Source organism: Nocardioides aquiterrae, from assembly GCF_039526625.1.
Taxonomy (GTDB): domain Bacteria; phylum Actinomycetota; class Actinomycetes; order Propionibacteriales; family Nocardioidaceae; genus Nocardioides; species Nocardioides aquiterrae.
Window position 1 is genome coordinate 324,797 of record NZ_BAAAJE010000001.1, and the last position, 15,567, is coordinate 340,363.

The 15,567-nt window shown below is 72.8% G+C and carries 18 protein-coding genes and 1 tRNA gene; 5 read left to right on the forward strand and 14 right to left on the reverse strand.

The annotated features are described in order from the left end of the window. Window position 1: 1 nt before the first annotated feature. Genes ABD086_RS01585 through ABD086_RS01595 form a run of 3 tightly spaced genes read right to left on the reverse strand, consistent with a single transcriptional unit; the run spans window position 2 to window position 2,384 of the window. Window positions 2–943 carry an oxidoreductase gene (locus tag ABD086_RS01585; RefSeq protein WP_343905027.1) on the reverse strand — a complete coding sequence of 314 codons (942 nt, stop codon included), beginning with the start codon at window positions 941–943 and terminating at the stop codon, window positions 2–4. Next, window positions 940–1,755, reverse strand: a complete 816-nt coding sequence (locus ABD086_RS01590; protein WP_343905029.1) for a maleylpyruvate isomerase family mycothiol-dependent enzyme — start codon at window positions 1,753–1,755, stop codon at window positions 940–942. The genes ABD086_RS01585 and ABD086_RS01590 overlap by 4 nt, the downstream gene beginning before the upstream one ends. 23 nt (window positions 1,756–1,778) lie before the next feature. Beyond that, on the reverse strand, window positions 1,779–2,384 hold the full coding sequence (locus ABD086_RS01595) for a LysE/ArgO family amino acid transporter (RefSeq protein WP_343905031.1): 606 nt from the start codon (window positions 2,382–2,384) through the stop codon (window positions 1,779–1,781). A gap of 70 nt (window positions 2,385–2,454) precedes the next feature. On the opposite strand from ABD086_RS01595, the gene ABD086_RS01600 reads away from it, so the two are divergent. Continuing rightward, a complete protein-coding gene (locus tag ABD086_RS01600; protein WP_343905032.1) occupies window positions 2,455–3,327 on the forward strand; it encodes a LysR family transcriptional regulator ArgP in 873 nt (290 codons plus the stop codon). 97 nt (window positions 3,328–3,424) lie between these two features. On the opposite strand, the gene ABD086_RS01605 is transcribed toward ABD086_RS01600, so the two are convergent. Further along, window positions 3,425–5,281, reverse strand: a complete 1,857-nt coding sequence (locus ABD086_RS01605) for an acyl-CoA dehydrogenase (RefSeq protein ID WP_343905034.1) — start codon at window positions 5,279–5,281, stop codon at window positions 3,425–3,427. A gap of 212 nt (window positions 5,282–5,493) precedes the next feature. Beyond that, window positions 5,494–6,066: a hypothetical protein gene (locus ABD086_RS01610; protein WP_343905036.1), complete on the reverse strand. Its 573-nt coding sequence runs from the start codon at window positions 6,064–6,066 to the stop codon at window positions 5,494–5,496. A gap of 171 nt (window positions 6,067–6,237) precedes the next feature. Between ABD086_RS01610 and ABD086_RS01615 the strand changes: the two genes are divergently transcribed. Next, the gene (locus tag ABD086_RS01615; RefSeq protein WP_343905038.1) at window positions 6,238–6,696 is read left to right on the forward strand and encodes an RrF2 family transcriptional regulator; all 459 of its coding nucleotides are present in this window, start codon (window positions 6,238–6,240) and stop codon (window positions 6,694–6,696) included. 1 nt (window position 6,697) lies between these two features. Here ABD086_RS01615 and ABD086_RS01620 read toward each other — a convergent pair whose 3' ends face one another. Beyond that, the gene (locus ABD086_RS01620; protein WP_343905040.1) at window positions 6,698–7,546 is read right to left on the reverse strand and encodes a hypothetical protein; all 849 of its coding nucleotides are present in this window, start codon (window positions 7,544–7,546) and stop codon (window positions 6,698–6,700) included. A gap of 83 nt (window positions 7,547–7,629) precedes the next feature. Here ABD086_RS01620 and ABD086_RS01625 point away from each other — a divergent pair, with 83 nt between their 5' ends. Next, complete coding sequence (locus tag ABD086_RS01625) at window positions 7,630–8,082, forward strand: nuclear transport factor 2 family protein (RefSeq protein ID WP_343905042.1); 453 nt, start codon at window positions 7,630–7,632, stop codon at window positions 8,080–8,082. Window position 8,083: 1 nt separating this feature from the next. On the opposite strand, the gene ABD086_RS01630 is transcribed toward ABD086_RS01625, so the two are convergent. The 5 genes from ABD086_RS01630 to ABD086_RS01650 form a co-directional block, all read right to left on the reverse strand. Further along, window positions 8,084–8,731 (reverse strand): DUF2461 domain-containing protein, encoded by a 648-nt coding sequence (locus ABD086_RS01630; protein ID WP_343905044.1) that lies wholly within the window; start codon window positions 8,729–8,731, stop codon window positions 8,084–8,086. A 111-nt stretch (window positions 8,732–8,842) separates the two neighbouring features. Then, window positions 8,843–9,931: a hypothetical protein gene (locus ABD086_RS01635; RefSeq protein WP_343905046.1), complete on the reverse strand. Its 1,089-nt coding sequence runs from the start codon at window positions 9,929–9,931 to the stop codon at window positions 8,843–8,845. Next, window positions 9,931–11,262, reverse strand: coding sequence for a hypothetical protein (locus ABD086_RS01640; protein ID WP_343905048.1), 1,332 nt, complete (start codon window positions 11,260–11,262; stop codon window positions 9,931–9,933). Before ABD086_RS01640 ends, ABD086_RS01635 begins: the two co-directional genes overlap by 1 nt. A 199-nt stretch (window positions 11,263–11,461) precedes the next feature. After that, window positions 11,462–11,534 (reverse strand) — tRNA-Gly (locus tag ABD086_RS01645). Window positions 11,535–11,559: 25 nt separating this feature from the next. Then, window positions 11,560–12,321 carry an SGNH/GDSL hydrolase family protein gene (locus ABD086_RS01650; protein ID WP_343905050.1) on the reverse strand — a complete coding sequence of 254 codons (762 nt, stop codon included), beginning with the start codon at window positions 12,319–12,321 and terminating at the stop codon, window positions 11,560–11,562. A gap of 49 nt (window positions 12,322–12,370) precedes the next feature. On the opposite strand from ABD086_RS01650, the gene dcd reads away from it, so the two are divergent. Together dcd and ABD086_RS01660 are read left to right on the forward strand one after the other, a co-directional pair. Further along, complete coding sequence (gene dcd / locus ABD086_RS01655) at window positions 12,371–12,946, forward strand: dCTP deaminase (protein WP_343905052.1); 576 nt, start codon at window positions 12,371–12,373, stop codon at window positions 12,944–12,946. A 31-nt stretch (window positions 12,947–12,977) separates the two neighbouring features. Continuing rightward, on the forward strand, window positions 12,978–13,808 hold the full coding sequence (locus ABD086_RS01660) for a siderophore-interacting protein (protein WP_343905054.1): 831 nt from the start codon (window positions 12,978–12,980) through the stop codon (window positions 13,806–13,808). Here ABD086_RS01660 and ABD086_RS01665 read toward each other — a convergent pair. From ABD086_RS01665 to ABD086_RS01675, 3 genes are all read right to left on the reverse strand, one after another. Beyond that, on the reverse strand, window positions 13,805–13,960 hold the full coding sequence (locus ABD086_RS01665; RefSeq protein WP_343905056.1) for a hypothetical protein: 156 nt from the start codon (window positions 13,958–13,960) through the stop codon (window positions 13,805–13,807). The two genes, ABD086_RS01660 and ABD086_RS01665, sit on opposite strands and share 4 nt — an antisense overlap. Before the next feature lie 34 nt (window positions 13,961–13,994). Then, window positions 13,995–14,819 carry a DUF4097 family beta strand repeat-containing protein gene (locus tag ABD086_RS01670; RefSeq protein ID WP_343905058.1) on the reverse strand — a complete coding sequence of 275 codons (825 nt, stop codon included), beginning with the start codon at window positions 14,817–14,819 and terminating at the stop codon, window positions 13,995–13,997. A gap of 81 nt (window positions 14,820–14,900) precedes the next feature. Further along, a complete protein-coding gene (locus ABD086_RS01675) occupies window positions 14,901–15,437 on the reverse strand; it encodes a toxin-antitoxin system HicB family antitoxin (protein WP_343905060.1) in 537 nt (178 codons plus the stop codon). Window positions 15,438–15,567: the final 130 nt, after the last annotated feature.

Sequence of the window (15,567 nt, forward strand, 5' to 3'; positions counted from 1 at the left end):
GTCACGGGTAGCGGATGCCCGTGACCTCCTCGCTCAGCTGCCACAGCCGGCGCTGCGCGGTCTCGTCGTACGACTGCTTGGTGCTGCTCGTGACGCGGGGGTGGCCGCCCCACTCCATGAAGCCGTCCGGGCCGACGTAGGTCGCGCCCGGCAGGTCGGCGGTGGCCGCCATCAGCGTCGGCCAGGCGCCCTCGTCGGCGGTGTTCGGCGAGACCGCCTTGATCGCGGCGTCGAGGATCGTGGCTCGGCCGCCCGACGCGCGGCCGTACTGGCCGTTGGCGGCGAGGTGCGTCGACGCGAACCCCGGGTGCGCGGCGAGCGCCTTGACCGGCAGCTCGGCCCGGCGCAGCCGGCGGTCCAGCTCGTAGGTGAAGAGCAGGTTGGCCAGCTTGGTCTGGGCGTACACCGGCCAGCGCTGGTAGCGGCCGTGCGGCACCCGCGGGTCGTCCAGCGGCGCCTTCCGCGCGACCCGGTGCATCTGCGACGAGACCGTGACCACGCGGCCCTCCTCGCTCGCGACCAGTTGCGGCAGCAGCAGCCCGGTGAGCAGGAACGGCCCGAAGTGGTTGGTCGCCATCTGCAGCTCGAGGCCGTCGCCGGTGCGCTGGTACGGCGGCGCCATCACGCCGGCGTTGTTGGCCAGGACGTCGATCGGCCCGAGGCCGGCGGCCTCGGCCGCCGCGCGGCGTACCGACGACAGGTCCGCGAGGTCGAGGGTGAGCTCCTCGACCTCGGCGTCGGGGACCGCGTCGAGGACCAGGCGGCGGGTCTCGGCGACCTTCTCCGGGCGGCGCCCCGCCAGGACGACGCGGGCGCCGCGGCGGGCCAGCTCGAGGGCGGTGAACTGACCCAGGCCGCCGACGGTCGGCCCGGTCACCAGGATCGAGCGGCCGCTCTGGTCCGGCAGGTCCGCCAGGTCCCAGCGGTCGACGGCCGCCCTCACGGGGTGGTGGCCAGGGCGTCGAGGAGGCGCTGCCCGAGGGCCTGGTCGCCCTCCACCTGCACCGTGCCGGGCTCCGGCTCGCACCGGCCGCCCGCGAGCCGGATGAACGCCTCGCGGTCCATGCGCAGGCACACCGTCGGGGCGTCGGGTGCCTCGGTCAGCCGCTCGCCGCGGCCGGCGTCGTTGACGGCGAACGCGAACGGCGCGCTGCCCTCCATCTCCAGCACCGCGACCGTCCCGGCCGGCTCGCCGAGCCGCTTGGCCAGCACGTAGCCGACGCTCTCGGCGAGGTACTCCGCGGTGTGCCGCGCGGCCGCGCTGTCCATGCCGCCGGGGCGGTCGACGGCCCGGCGGATGTCCTGCTCGTGCATCCAGACGTCGAGCGGCCGGTTGCGCAGCAGCGTGCGCCAGTCCCACGGCACGCCGCCGAAGATCGGGTCCGGCTTCGCGGACGCGTCGGTCGGCGGGTCCGCGAGCAGCCGGGTGTGCCGCGCGGTCGCGGCGGCGCGGATCTCGTTGATGATCGAGTCCGGGCTGGCGTCGCGGCGGTTCACGACGCCGATCTCCGTGTAGAGCCCCATCAGCCCGGCGACGTGGTCGGGCTGGCCGACCTCCGCGGTCTCCTCCGGGTTGCCGGCCAGCACGCCCTCCAGGTGCGCGATGTGCGACGCGACCGCCTTGACGTCCCAGCCCGGCAGGTCGGTCGGCGCCGCCCAGTCCGCCTCGTCCAGCTCCTCGAGGAGGTCGGTGAAGTCGTTGACGGCCTGCCACCAGACGTCGACGTACCCGCTCAGCAGCTCCTGGTCGGTCATGGGTCCGACCCTAGTTCGGGCGGTCAGCCCAGCGCGAGGGAGGTCGCGATCGCGAGCATGGTCAGGCCGATCAGCACGTCGAGCACCTGCCACGCCCGCGGGTTCGCCAGCAACGGACCGGCGGCCCGGGCGCCGTACCCGAGGCCGGCGAACCAGAGCACGCTGGCCAGGCACGCGCCGACCGCGAACCACCAGCGCCCCACGCCGCCCTGGTGGTTGGCGATCGAGCCGAGCAGCAGCACCGTGTCGAGGTACACGTGCGGGTTGAGCCAGGTGAGGGCGATCGCCTTCCCTGCGACGGCACCCCGGCCACCGGTGGCGGTCCCGTTCGAGGCCCGCAGCGACTCGGCCCGGCGCGCCCGCAGCAGCGCGCTCACGCCGTACCAGGTCAGGAACGCGACGCCGAGCCAGCGCACGACGTCGAGCGCGACCGGCGCGTGCTCGACGATGCTGCCGATGCCGGCCACGCCCGCGGCGATCAGCACGACGTCGGACAGCATGCAGATCGCGACCACCAGGCCGACGTGCTCGCGGCGCAGGCCCTGGCGCAGGACGAACGCGTTCTGCGCGCCGATCGCGACGATCAGGGAGAGGCCGGTGAGCAGACCGGTGGTCAGGGAGTCGAGCACCCGGCCCACGCTAGAGGCTGCGCGTGATGAAGGCCAACGAATGATTCTGCTGAACCATTAGCATCGCTTCATGGACCTCGTGCCCGCGCAGCTGGCCGCGCTCGTGGCCATCGCCGACCACGGCACCTTCGAGGCGGCCGCGCGCCACCTGCACGTCACCCCGTCGGCGGTGAGCCAGCGCATCCGCGCGCTCGAGTCGGCGCTCGGCCGCGTGGTCGTGCAGCGGACGACGCCGTGCCGGCCGACCGCGGACGGCGAGGTGCTGCTGCGCCTGGCCCGGCAGATGCAGCTGCTGCACGACGAGGTCAACGACGCGCTCGCCCACAGCGCGACCGGAGTGGACCTGCCGGTCGCCGTGAACGCCGACTCGCTGGCCACCTGGTTCCGCGGCGTGGTCGGCGAGGTCGCCGGCTGGAGGGGGGTGGCGCTCCGGCTGCACGTGGAGGACCAGGCGTTCTCCGCCGGGCTCCTGCGCAGCGGCGACGTGCTCGCCGCGGTCACCTCCGAGCCGGCCGCGGTGCAGGGCTGCTCGGTCGAGCGGCTCGGCACCCTGCGCTACGTGCCGGCGGCCACGCCGGAGCTGGCCGCGCGGTTCCGCCGCGGCCGCGGCCCGGACTGGGCGGCGATGCCGGTCGTGGTCTTCAACGAGAAGGACGCGCTGCAGCACGACGTGCTCATCGCCCGCGGCGCCACGCCCCCGGTCGTGCACCGGGTGCCGACGTCCGCCGACTTCCTCGAGGCCGTCTGCCTCGGCCTCGGCTGGGGCATGGTGCCCGAGCCCCAGCTCGCCCCCGCCGTCGAGCAGGGCCGACTGGTGCCCCTGGTGACCCGGCTGCACGTCGACGTCCCCCTGCACTGGCAGCGTTGGCGCCTCGACTCGCCCGTGCTCGACCGGCTCACTGCCGCCGTCCGCCGCGCCGGCCGGTCGGTCCTCCGCCCCTGAAACGCCGAGTCGGCGCCACTGCAGGCCGAAATGACGCCGAGTCGGCGCTACTGCAGGTGAGCTGCCTGCAGTAGCGCCGACTCGGCGTTGCCTCAGGTCAGAAGGCGGACTCGTCGAGGTCCATCAGCTCCAGGTCGACACCCTCGGCGATGGCGCGCTCGGCGGAGAGCTTCGGGAGCACGTTGCGCGCGAAGAACTGCGCGGCCGCGACCTTGCCCTCGTAGAACGCCTGGTCCTTGCCCGGGTCGCCGCCGAGCTTCTCCAGCGCCACCTCGGCCTGGCGCAGCAGCAGCCAGGCGCAGACGACGTCGCCGAGCACCATCAGCAGGCGGCTGGTGTTCAGGCCGACCTTGTAGATGTTGCGGACCTCGTCCTGGGCGGACATCAGCTCGTTGATCAGGTGGCCGACGATCGCCTGCGCGTCGTCGAGGGCCTGGCCCAGCAGCTCGCGCTCGTTCTTGAGCCGGCCGTTGCCGGCGCCGCTCTCGACGAACGCCGAGATCTCGCCGGCGAGGTGGCCCAGCGCCGCGCCCTGGTCCTTGACGATCTTGCGGAAGAACAGGTCCTGGCCCTGGATCGCGGTCGTGCCCTCGTAGAGCGTGTCGATCTTCGCGTCCCGGACGTACTGCTCGATCGGGTACTCCTGCAGGAAGCCGGAGCCGCCGAAGGTCTGCAGCGACTCGGTGCCGAGCAGCACCCACGAGCGCTCCGAGCCGTAGCCCTTCACGATCGGGAGCAGCAGGTCGTTGACCTTCTCGGCCAGCTCGTCGCGCTCGCCGTTGTGCTCGGCGATCATCACCTTGTCCTGCCAGGTGGCCGTGTAGAGCACCAGGGCGCGCATCGCCTCGGCGAACGACTTCTGCGTCATCAGCGAGCGGCGTACGTCGGGGTGGTGCGTGATCGGGACGCGCGGCGCGGTCTTGTCGGCCGACCGGGTCAGGTCCGCGCCCTGCACCCGCTCCTTGGCGAACTCGAGCGCGTTGAGGTAGCCGGTCGAGAGCGTCGCGATGGCCTTGGTGCCGACCATCATGCGGGCGTTCTCGATGACCTGGAACATCTGCGCGATGCCGTTGTGCACCTCGCCGAGCAGGTAGCCGCGGGCCGGCTCGCCGCCGCCGACCGACGGGTCGCCGAAGGTGACCTCGCAGGTGTTGGAGACCTTGATGCCCATCTTGTGCTCGACGTTGGTGACGTACACGCCGTTGCGCTCGCCGAGCTCGCCGGTCTCGATGTCGAAGTGGAACTTCGGCACGATGAACAGGGACAGGCCCTTGGTGCCCGGTCCGCCGGCGCCCTCGACGCCCTGCGGTCGCGCGAGCACCAGGTGGATGATGTTGTCCGAGAGGTCGCTCTCGCCCGAGGTGATGAAGCGCTTGACGCCCTCGATGTTCCAGGTGCCGTCGTCGTTCGCGGTGGCCTTGGCGCGGCCCGCGCCGACGTCGGAGCCGGCGTCCGGCTCGGTCAGGACCATGGTCGCGACCCAGCCCTTGTCGATCATCAGCTGGGCGATCTTCCGGTCGCGCTCGGTGCCGTTGCGGTGCAGCACGCCGGCGAACATCGGGCCGGCGCCGTACATCCAGATCGCCGGGTTCGCGCCCAGCACCAGCTCGCCCATCGCCCAGCAGACGCTGGCGGGGGCCGGGGTGCCGCCGAGCTCGGCGAACGTGTTGAGCCGCCAGAACTCGGCGTCCATCCAGGCCTGGTAGCTCTTCTTGAACGCCTCCGGCACGGGGGCGGTGTTCGTGGCCGGGTCGAAGACCGGCGGGGTCCGGTCGGACTCCACGAACGACGCGGCGAGCTCGTCGCGCGCGAGCCGGTCGACCTCGGCCAGCACCTCGCGGGCCGTGTCGGCGTCGACCTCGGCGAACGGGCCGGTGCCGAGCACCTCGTCGCGGCCCAGCACCTCGAAGAGGTTGAACTCGATGTCGCGGATGTTGCTCTTGTAGTGGCTCACGGCCCCACCTTCGCCAGTCTGGTGTGATCTGTACTCGTCGGTAACAACAAGGGTACGTACTGGTCAGTAACCCCGCAACAGCGCCCCCGCAAACCTGCGGGGGCGCGTGGCGTCGACCACCCGGCCGAGCCTGACGGCGACCACCCGGCCGAGCCTGACGGCGACCACCTGGCCGAGCCTGACGGCGACCACCCGGCCGAGCCAGACGTCGGTCAGACGATCGCCGACGAGGCGTCCGACCAGGCGGCCTTGGCGCCGGTGTGGCCGATCCGCCCCACCTGGATGCCGGTGCCCAGCGCGGCGAGCACGGCGAGGACGCCCACGATGGCCGTCGCCGTACGCAACCGGGCGAGGTTGTGGACGGCGGTCTGCGCCGGCTTGACCGCGGTCAGGGTCGTGCTCCCACCGCTGGCGGCCTCGACGGTCGGGATGACCGGCGCGGCGGCCGCGGCCAGGCGGTGGCGCTGCCGGTCCAACCACCAGAAGCCGGCCGAGAACACGAAGAGCGCGATCGTGAACGGCAGCAGCTGGTCGCCGAGCTCGGCGTGCCGCTCGACCAGCGAGCTCTCGGACACCTTCTCCTCCAGGGCCTCGCCGCTGGCGGTGGAGAGCGGGGTGAGGACCAGGCCGACCAGGCTGAGGACCGCCGGCAACGGTCCGGCCCAGGCGCGGAACCGCGGCCAGCAGACCTGGAGGACGACCGAGAGGGCGGCCAGCGGCACGAGGACCGCGGTCGCGTGCACGACCAGGGGGTGCATCGGAAGTCCGAAGACGGTGTCGAACATGGCGGGTGCCTCCAGTGGGCAGCGCCCCGGCGGCCCTCGTCGGGGCTACGTCCAGTGGAGCCCCTCGGGCCACCCGGCGCCCAGAGGACGAGGTCCCAGCCCGACCGGGTCGCTGGACCCGGAGCCGTCTAGGTCGACTGAACAAGTCGACACATCTGACACACTTGACCCATGCGAGTTTCGGCGAAGTCCGACTACGCCCTGCGCGCGCTCATCGAGATGGCGTCGCGGGCGGACGGCCGGGCGGTGAGCGCGGAGGAGCTGGGCCGGCTGCAGGACATCCCGCACGGCTTCCTCCAGGCGATCCTCGCGGACCTGCGCCGCGCCGGCATCGTGATGTCGCAGCGCGGCCAGTCCGGCGGCTGGCGGATGGGGCGCCCCGCGTCCGACGTCTCGGTCGCGGACGTGATCCGCGCCGTCGACGGGCCGCTGGTCTCCGTCTACGGGCTGCGCCCCGAGGCGGTCAGCTACAACGAGGCCGCCGACGTGCTCCAGCACGTGTGGATCGCGGCCCGCAGCTCGCTGCGCGACGTGTTCGAGCAGGTGTCGATCCAGCAGCTCTCCGACCGGGCGCTGCCGGACGCCGTGACCCGGCGGACCGCCGACGAGGACGCCTGGCAGCCGCACTGACTCAGCCGGCCGCGGCGAGCCGCTTCTTCAGCTTCTTCCTCTTGCGCTGCAGCTCCGTGTTGCGCTCGGCGAGCGCCGCGTTGTGGCGCCGCAGCCGGGTCACCTCGGCCAGCACGTCGGCGAGCGCGCCGCTGCTGACGACCTCTGCGTCGACGACCTCCGCCCCCTCGACGGGCAGCAGCGCCGCGGAGTCGCCGCGGACGTCGTACCCGCCGTCGGCGAGCTGCTTGCGCCAGCGCTCACCGACCTCGAGCAGGTCCGGGTAGGCCCGGCGGGGCACCGGCCGGGTCGCCGTCCACTGCGGCGCGAGCGGCAGCGCCGCGGTGTCGACGCCGACGATCTCGCCGAGCGCCGTCCACACCGCCCGCTCGGGGTCGGCCTCGGGTACGACGATCACGTGCAGCCGGTCCGGGCGCACCGACGCTGACCACGCGCGGAGCACCTCGCCGAGGTCGGGGCCCACCCAGTCCGGCAGCAGCCGGCCGCCCGGCTCGCGTGCGGTCACGACCACGTGGACCTGGAAGCCGTGCAGGCCGTCGAGCAGCAGGTCGATCTGCTCCGGGGCGCACGCGGCGAGCAGCTCCTGGCTGAACACCACGTCGTGCCGGCCCTTCCAGGCGCGGCGGGCGATCGCCGCCCACGTGCCCTCGACCTCCCGGCGCTGGTAGCCCCACGCGCGGTGGTCGCGGCGGATCTCGATCGCGGCACGGAACATCTCCTCGGCCGAGATCGCGGGATGCCGCACGCCGATCGCCTCGAGGGCGTCGGCGTGCTCGATCAGCGCGGAGTCGAGGAAGCCGCCGCCGGTCCGCGGTAGCCCGATGTGGAGGAAGGCCTTGCGCTTCGTCATGGTCGCAGGCTGGCAGGCCCGGGCGGCCGTCCGGTGAAATCCAGGTGACGACGTCGAGATAGAACGTGTTCTAGCATGACGCCATGATCACGTCGGACGCCATCACGTGGACCGCCCCGAACGACGACCACCCGGCCCGGGCGGCCTCCCAGCGCTCGTACTCCGCCGTCGCGAAGGGCGACCTCGCGGAGTGGCTCACCGTGTACGCCGAGGACGCGGTCCTCGAGGACCCGGTCGGCCCGTCGATGTTCGACCCCGAGGGCAAGGGGCACCGCGGCCACGACGGCATCTCGGCGTTCTGGGACCTGGCCATCGCGCCGATCGCGAGGTTCGAGTTCGAGATCTACGACTCGTTCGCCAACCCGGGCAGCAACACCTGCGCCAACATCGGCCGGATCCGGACGTCCTTCCCCGACGGCAGCCACACCACCACCGAGCTGATCATGGTCTACGTCGTGAACGACGACGGCCGGGTCGCCTCGATGAAGGCCTACTGGGAGCCCGACCGCACGATGGCGAGCTTCACGAAGGGCTGAGTCAGACCCGAACGTGCTCGGCGACCCACTCGACGAACGGGCGCAGCTGCTGCCAGTCGGCGCGCACCAGGTCCAGGAGCTCGGGGGTGTGGATCACCGGCTCGAAGCCCAGCGGGTGGCCGGCGGTGAGCGACTTGTGACGGAGCAGGTCGATCCGCGGGTGGTCGGCGTCGTACCCCCGCGGCGTGGTCTTGAGGCGGTCGCCGCCGATCTCGAAGCCGTGACCGGTGAGCGTGGCCAGGACCCGCTGGAGCTCGGGGCCGAACCGGTCGTGCGCCACGGCCGCGCGGAACGCCGCGAGCCGCGGCCCGCTGGCCTCGTAGAACCCCGCGCCGGTGCGGACCCCGCGTGGCGAGACCTCGACGTACCAGCCGGTGGCCTCGCCGACCCGGACGAACGCACCCTGGTGGGTCTTGTACGGCGTCTTGTCCTTGGCGAAGCGGACGTCGCGGTAGGGCCGGAAGATCTTCGCGGCGCCGAACTCCGGCTCGAGGGCGGCGCACAGCGCGGTCATCGGCGCCTTGACCGCCTCCTGGTAGACGGCCTTGTGCTTCTCCCAGAACGCCTTCGTGTTGTCGACCTCGAGGTCGTCGTAGAAGTCCAGGGCCGCGACGGGGAAGCCGGTGAACCCGGTGCTGGTGTCGGTCACCCGGACGAGGCTAGCCAGCCGGGGGGAGGAGTGGCGACGCCCGCTGCAGCGCCGCCACCCACAGGTCCAACGCAGGGACCGCGAGTATGTGACGGCACGTGTCCCGATTTCTCAGGACAGCGCGGCGGTGACCTGCTCGTCGCCCTGCCCGGCCATCGCGGTGACGGTGATGGCGTCGCCGCCGCAGCGCGGGGCCGACAGGAAGGCCCGGCCGCCCGGGGACTCGTACGCGACCGAGGGGCCGTCGGCGGCGGTCCAGCGCACCAGCGCGGCGGGGTCGCCCTCCTGCTGCGGGTCGCGCACGAACCAGGCGGCGCCGGCGCACCACACCAGCGTGCCCGCCGTACCGGGCCCGAGGTCCTGCTGCCCGTCCGGGGTGGTCGCGTAGAAGTGCGCCTCCTCGATGCGGTGCTCGTCCGGGATGACCGACCAGACGGCGCCGTCCGCGGTGCGCAGGCCGTCCCAGGCCCGGCAGTCCGGGACGCCGTCGAACGGCGTGGCGTCGGCGCCGTCCAGCGCCATCAGCGTGCGGCACGACGGGCGGCCGGAGTCGAAGCTCAGCACCGAGTCGCCGGCCGGCGTCACGTGCGCGCCGTTGAAGCCGTGGCGCTTCGGCGCGCACCAGCCGAGCGTGGACGTCTGCGAGGCGAGGTCGACGCTGGCGAGGCAGTAGGCGCCCTTGCTGACGGTCGCGTGCAGCAGCCGGCCGTCGCCGAGCGCCCAGGTACCGCCGTTCGTGGTGGGTACGTCGGAGCGGCCGTCGATCGTGAAGGTCCTCCCGGTGCTCAGCTCCGTGACCTGGGCGCGGCTGGGCTGCTGCTCGGTCTTGTCCTGCAGCACGACGACCGCCCAGTCGGCGTCCAGCAGGGCGTCGCTGACGCGGAAGCCGGGCTCGCGCCCGCCGGTGGACTTCTGCGGGCCGTCCAGGTCCCAGCTCGCGCCGTCGTTCTTGACGATCACCGTCCAGCCGCCGCCGGCGGTCACGCTGTCCCGGACCGGCCCCGGCACGGGCCGCCAGTCCAGTTCCGTGCCGGGCGCGCTGCTCGACGAGGGCGAGGGCGAGTCGCTGGTCGTGGGTGCGCTCGACGAGGGGGTGTCGCTGGGGGACGGCGTCGGCCCCGGCCCGGCGCCGGGGTCGTCGCTGCTGCAGCCGGCGAGCGCGAGCACCAGGGCCGCGGCGGCGTACCGGGCGACCCGCATCAGACCGCGACGTTGTGCGCGTAGTGGGCCTGGTTGGCGCGGTAGCTCTTGTACGCATCGCGCCACTGGACCCGCGCGATGAACGGCTCCGAGGGGTCGAAGCGCTGCTGGTTCCAGGGCTCGAAGTAGCCGAGCTGGTCCGGCTTCGTGCCGCGCTTGGCGTAGCCCCGCCCGACCTGGAAGTGCCCGGAGGCGTCGTCGTCGAGGTAGGGGTAGAACCGCTTGAGCAGGATCGGGTGCAGCACGACCGGCGCCTTGTAGTCGTGGATGTGCCGCATCATCAGCAGCATCCACCGCGTGAAGCTGTAGTGGCCGATGTCGAGGACGACGTACGGCCCGGCGTGCGACGGCTTGTCCCAGCCGGTCGACTGGTTGACGACCCGTGCCATGTCGTAGACCGACGTCCCGCTGCTCGTGGTGTGCAGCCGCTTGGCCCACCAGTCCTGGGTCTGCCGCCGGTGCCGCCAGCCCCAGACGATCATCTGCATCGTGGTCGGACCGCAGTAGTACGTGCGGCTCTGCTCGGCGACGTCCTTGGGGTCGAGGATCGCCGAGCGGGGCGGGTAGGCGCTCATCGACTTCACCGACGACTTCGTCGGGCTCGCGCTCGGCTGGGTCGGCGTCCGGGTGGGGGACTTGGTGGGGTTCTTGGTCGGCGACTTGGTGGGGGACTTGGTCGGCGAGGGCAGGGCGGTGTTCGGCGTCGACGTCCGCGCGGCCTCCTGGGCGGCGGGTACGGCGGCGCGCGCCTCCGGGTGGTCGGCCAGGAACCCGGCCGGCAGCGGGACGCCCTCGATCTCGTGCCGGAGCAGCCAGACCTTCGCGACCGACCTCGCGGCCATCGTGAGCTCCTGGCGGTCGGCCGCGGCGCGCGCGGCCGGGCTCATCCGGGCCTGGCGCAGCAGCGCCGCCTCGGGGCTGAGGTCGCCGGTGTTCTCCACGGTGCTCGCGCCGCGTGCGGCGACCCGCGCCGCGGTCGCGACCCGGGCCCGGACCTGCTCCTCGGAGTCCTCGGTCCAGCCGGCGCCGAGGCAGTACCGCTGGCCCTCGAAGTCCGCGCACCGGACGAGCGAGCTCGCGAGCTGGGCGGGGGAGGCCTTGCCGGACATTCGCCCCAGGCTGCGGCCCTGGTCGACCACGCGGTCGATCTCGGCCTGCATCGCCGGCGTCACCCGCGACCAGCCGGCCGTGCCGGCCGGCCGGAGCGCGCCGGCCTTGCCGTCCCCGGACGGGAGCAGCGACCCGTTGTCGTCGCCGCGCGGGACGAACGGTGTCAGAGCCAGCAGCAGGACGAGGGCGCCCACGACGAGGACGATGGTGCGGCGGGACATGGTGAGGACCTCGAGACGGGAGCGGGGAAGAAGTCTTCTTACTGTCCACAATCGTCACTGCAATATCAAGTGGCCCCACTGGTCACACGGGTCACGCCGGGACGTCATACGGATGGTGGAAGGGGACGCACTGTCTGTATGACGTCCCGGAGACGCCGAGAGCCCGCCGGTTCGGGACCGGCGGGCTCTTCTTGCGCGGAGCGGATGACGAGGCTCGAACTCGCGACATCGACCTTGGGAAGGTCGCGCTCTACCAACTGAGCTACATCCGCATGCCCCGGACGGGACGCGCAGATACTAGTCGATCGGCGCGAGCGTGGGCCGCTTCGGGTCGACCTGGTCGCCCGACGACCGGCCGGTGAGCCGGCGGTGCACCCACGGGACCAGGAACTCGCGGGTCCAGCGGGCGTTCTCGGCGAGCTTCTCGCGGCGGCCGAGCACCGGGATCGGTGCCAGCGGGGGCGGGGCGAGGTCGTGCCCGACGCCGAGGGCGTCCAGCACCCGCATCGCCATCAGGGTGTGGCCGGCGGTGTTCAGGTGCATCCGGTCGGTGTCCATCACCGCGGGCAGCTCGACGTCGCGCATCCGCCACTGGTCCACCAGGAGCGCGTCGTGCCGGTCCGCGATCTCGCGGACCCACTCGTTGAAGACCGCGAACCGGCCGCGCATGGCGGCGAAGACGCCGGTGGTGCCCGGGTCGAACAGCGTGAACATCACGACCTGCGCGCCACCAGCGGTCAGTCGGCCGATCGCCTCGTCGTACCGCGCGGCCAGGGCGTCCACGTCGACCCGCGGCCGGAGCACGTCGTTGCCGCCGCCGTGGATGGTCACCAGGTCCGGCCCGAGGGCCAGCGCCGGCTCGAGCTGCTCGTCGAGGATCGCGGGCAGCTTGCGGCCGCGGATCGCCAGGTTGGCGTAGTGGAAGTCCGGCTCGAGGGTGGCCAGGTGCTCGGCCACCCGGTCCGCCCAGCCGCGCAGGCCGTTGGGGCGGGACGGGTCGGGGTCGCCGACGCCCTCGGTGAACGAGTCGCCGATCGCGACGTACCGCTGGAAGCTCACCGTCCCATTGTCCCGGTCGGGCACCGGGGGCCACCGGTAGGGTGCGAGCGTGCTGCTGTCAGACCGCGACATCGTCTCCGAGATCGAGGCCGGGCGGATCGCCCTGGACCCGTACGAGCCGGGGATGCTCCAGCCGTCCTCGATCGACGTGCGCCTCGACCGGTTCTTCCGGGTCTTCGAGAACCACAAGTACCCGCACATCGATCCCGCGGCCGACCAGTCCGACCTGACCCGGATGGTCGAGCCGGACGGCGACGACCCGTTCATCCTGCACCCGGGGGAGTTCGTCCTCGGGTCGACGTACGAGGTCGTGTCGCTGCCGGACGACATCGCCGCCCGGGTGGAGGGCAAGTCGTCGCTGGGCCGCCTCGGGCTGCTGACCCACGCGACCGCCGGCTTCGTCGACCCCGGCTTCAGCGGGCACGTGACGCTCGAGCTCGCGAACGTCGCGACGCTGCCGATCAAGCTGTACCCCGGCATGAAGATCGGGCAGTTCTGCTTCTTCCGGCTGTCCTCGCCGTCGGAGCACCCCTACGGGTCGGCGAAGTACGGCTCGCGGTACCAGGGCCAGCGCGGCCCGACCCCGTCCCGGTCGTTCCAGAACTTCCACCGCACCCCGATCTGACCGATAGAGGTTAGGCTAACCTAACCTAGTGATGATCGACGACGAGGTCGCCGTCGTGCGCGCCGAGCGGCTCTCGCCGTCGTTCGTGCGGGTGGAGCTCGGCGGCCCGTGCCTCGCCGACTTCGGGGTGGACGGCCCGCTGTACGACCAGCGGATCAAGCTGGTCTTCCCCGGTGACCAGCGGCGCACCTACACGGTCCGCGACGTCCGCGGCGAGGGTGCGGCGACCCGGCTGGTCGTCGACCTCGTGGTGCACGACGACGCCCACGGCGACCTGGGCCCCGCCTGCCGGTGGGCGCGCGGCGCCGCGGCGGGCGACCGCCTGGGGCTGCTGGCGCCGCGGCGGGGTGCGGCGTTCGGCGGCATCGAGTTCGACCCGGGTACGGCGCGCCGCCTGCTGCTCGCCGGCGACGAGACCGCGCTGCCGGCGATCGCCGCGATCCTCGAGCAGCTGCCCGGGTCGGCGACCGGAGCCGCGTTCGTCGAGGTGCCGCACCCCGACGACGTGCAGGCGATCCGCCACCCCGCGGGGATGGAGGTGTGCTGGCTGCCGCGCGGCGACGAGCCGCACGGGGACCGGCTGCGGGCCGCGGTGCTCGACCACCTGGGCGTGGGGCGGGCGCCGGTCGAGGAGGAGACCGAGATCGACCCGGACCTCTGGGAGACGCCGACGTACTCCTCCTCGGGCGAGGACGTCGGGGTGGGCCCGGGACGGCGCCTCCTCGATCTCTACGCCTGGATCGCGGGCGAGTCGGCCGTGGTGACCGGGCTGCGGCGGGTGCTGGTGCGGGAGCTGGGCGTGGACCGGCGCCAGGTCGCCTTCATGGGCTACTGGCGCCGGGGGACGGCGATGAAGGGCTAGCTGTCGATCCGGTCGGCGAACCGGCGCAGCCGCTGCGCGAGCAGGTGCCGACGCGCGGTGGCGAGGATCCTCGGCGTGGCCGCGCGGGCGACCCGCTCGGCGAGCTGGTGGCGGTTGGCTTCGGCCTCGAGGGCCAGGTTGCCGTACTCCATGACGTGCTCCTCGGATGGTTGCTCGGGTGGGGGCTCAGACCTGGGTGAGGACGATGTCGCCGCTGACGACCTTCGCCCGGACCTCGACGTGGTCGGCGCCCTCCTGTGGCTGGCCGGCGCCCTGGAGGCTGGAGCGGATCTCGCCCGAGACGGTCGAGATGTCGGTCCACACGGGGACGCCGGCGGGCACGCCCACGTGGACGTCGCCCGACGCGCCCTTGGCGGTCAGGCGGCCGCGGCGGGCGGTGCTGACGATCAGGTCGCCCGAGCCGGTGGTCATCGTGACGTCGGTGCCGGCGTCGCCGACCTTCACGTCGCCGGACCCGGTCTTGACGACCGCCGGACCGTGGGTGGTCCACAGCTGCACGTCGCCGGACCCGGTGGAGACCAGGATCGTCGCGCCGGCCTCGACGACGAGGACGTCGCCGGAGCCGCTCTTGGCCCTGAGCTCGGCGCGCGCCTCCTCGACCCGGATGTCGCCGGACCCGGTCTCGACGAGCAGCGGGCCGTCGGCGGTGTCGACCTCGACGTCGCCGGAGCCGCTCTTGAGCTGGCCCGCGCCGACCGCGCCGGTGACCGTGATGTCGGCGCTGCCGGTCTTGACGGCGAGCTCGCTGCCGGTGGGCAGCTCGACGAGGACGTCGAGCCGGTTGCCGTCGCCGCTGAAGAAGCCGCGCTGCCGCGGTCCGATCACGCTGATCTGGTCGCCGTCCTGGCGGACCTCGACCTCGTCGGCGTCCCGGCCGGTGATCTCCACGCGGGTGCCGGTGGTGTCTGCTGCCGCCACCTTGACGGTGCCCTTGCCGATCTCGGCGAACAGCCGCACCGGCTGGTGGGTCTCGAACTGGTACTCGGCCATGTCGTCTCCTGACAGAGGGTGTGCTCGTCCACGGGGCGGGCGTGTTGCCGGTCCCGGGGGTCTGGAAGGGAGGTGGTGGGGCTACACCCAGCCGGTCATCCGGCGGTTGCCCCGCTTGCCGCCGAACGGGTCGGTGCCGCTCAGGAACGGGATGCTGGACAGGTCGATGTCGACGTTGATCGCGCCGTCGCCGCGGGTGGCGGCGCGGACCACGTTGACCAGCCAGGTGTTGAGGGAGTGGCCGGAGCGGGCGGCCATCTCCTCGGCCCGGGCCTTCACCGACTCCGGGATCCGGAGGGTGATCCGGGCGACGTTGCCGTCGTCCTCGGCCTCGTCGGCCGGTGCCGGTCCGGCCGCCGGCTCGGCCGGCGCGGCGGGGGTGCCGTGGACCACGAAGTCGAGCTCGCGGCCGTTGAGCCGGACGTCCACCCCGCCGTTCGGCATCTCGGCGGTGATCTCGGCGGCGGCCTGGCTGACCGCCTCCATCAGGGCGAGCCGGGCGGCGGGGTCGAGGGCGAACGTCAGGCGCTCGGTGGCCTCGCGGGCCTCCGGCCCGGCCGCCTCGGCGGCCGCGAGCAGGTCGCGGCGGAGACTCTCGACGTACGGAGTGATGTCCATGTGCATCACCATGACATCACTATGGTGTCATGTCAAGAGCATGGTGATGTCACGGCACCGTCGTGGTGGTGGCAGACGTTTGTTGCCGATGACAACCGGGCACGTGATCCGGTGGTCCCGTCCCGGGTGT

Coding starts and splice junctions, on each gene's coding strand:
- ABD086_RS01590 (WP_343905029.1), bottom strand. CDS start 1,755: ATGACCGACCAGGAGCTGCTGAGCGGGTACGTCGACGTCTGGTGGCAG.
- ABD086_RS01600 (WP_343905032.1), top strand. CDS start 2,455: ATGGACCTCGTGCCCGCGCAGCTGGCCGCGCTCGTGGCCATCGCCGAC.
- ABD086_RS01610 (WP_343905036.1), bottom strand. CDS start 6,066: ATGTTCGACACCGTCTTCGGACTTCCGATGCACCCCCTGGTCGTGCAC.
- ABD086_RS01615 (WP_343905038.1), top strand. CDS start 6,238: ATGCGAGTTTCGGCGAAGTCCGACTACGCCCTGCGCGCGCTCATCGAG.
- ABD086_RS01620 (WP_343905040.1), bottom strand. CDS start 7,546: ATGACGAAGCGCAAGGCCTTCCTCCACATCGGGCTACCGCGGACCGGC.
- ABD086_RS01625 (WP_343905042.1), top strand. CDS start 7,630: ATGATCACGTCGGACGCCATCACGTGGACCGCCCCGAACGACGACCAC.
- ABD086_RS01635 (WP_343905046.1), bottom strand. CDS start 9,931: ATGCGGGTCGCCCGGTACGCCGCCGCGGCCCTGGTGCTCGCGCTCGCC.
- ABD086_RS01640 (WP_343905048.1), bottom strand. CDS start 11,262: ATGTCCCGCCGCACCATCGTCCTCGTCGTGGGCGCCCTCGTCCTGCTG.
- ABD086_RS01660 (WP_343905054.1), top strand. CDS start 12,978: ATGATCGACGACGAGGTCGCCGTCGTGCGCGCCGAGCGGCTCTCGCCG.
- ABD086_RS01665 (WP_343905056.1), bottom strand. CDS start 13,960: ATGGAGTACGGCAACCTGGCCCTCGAGGCCGAAGCCAACCGCCACCAG.
- ABD086_RS01670 (WP_343905058.1), bottom strand. CDS start 14,819: ATGGCCGAGTACCAGTTCGAGACCCACCAGCCGGTGCGGCTGTTCGCC.
- ABD086_RS01675 (WP_343905060.1), bottom strand. CDS start 15,437: ATGGACATCACTCCGTACGTCGAGAGTCTCCGCCGCGACCTGCTCGCG.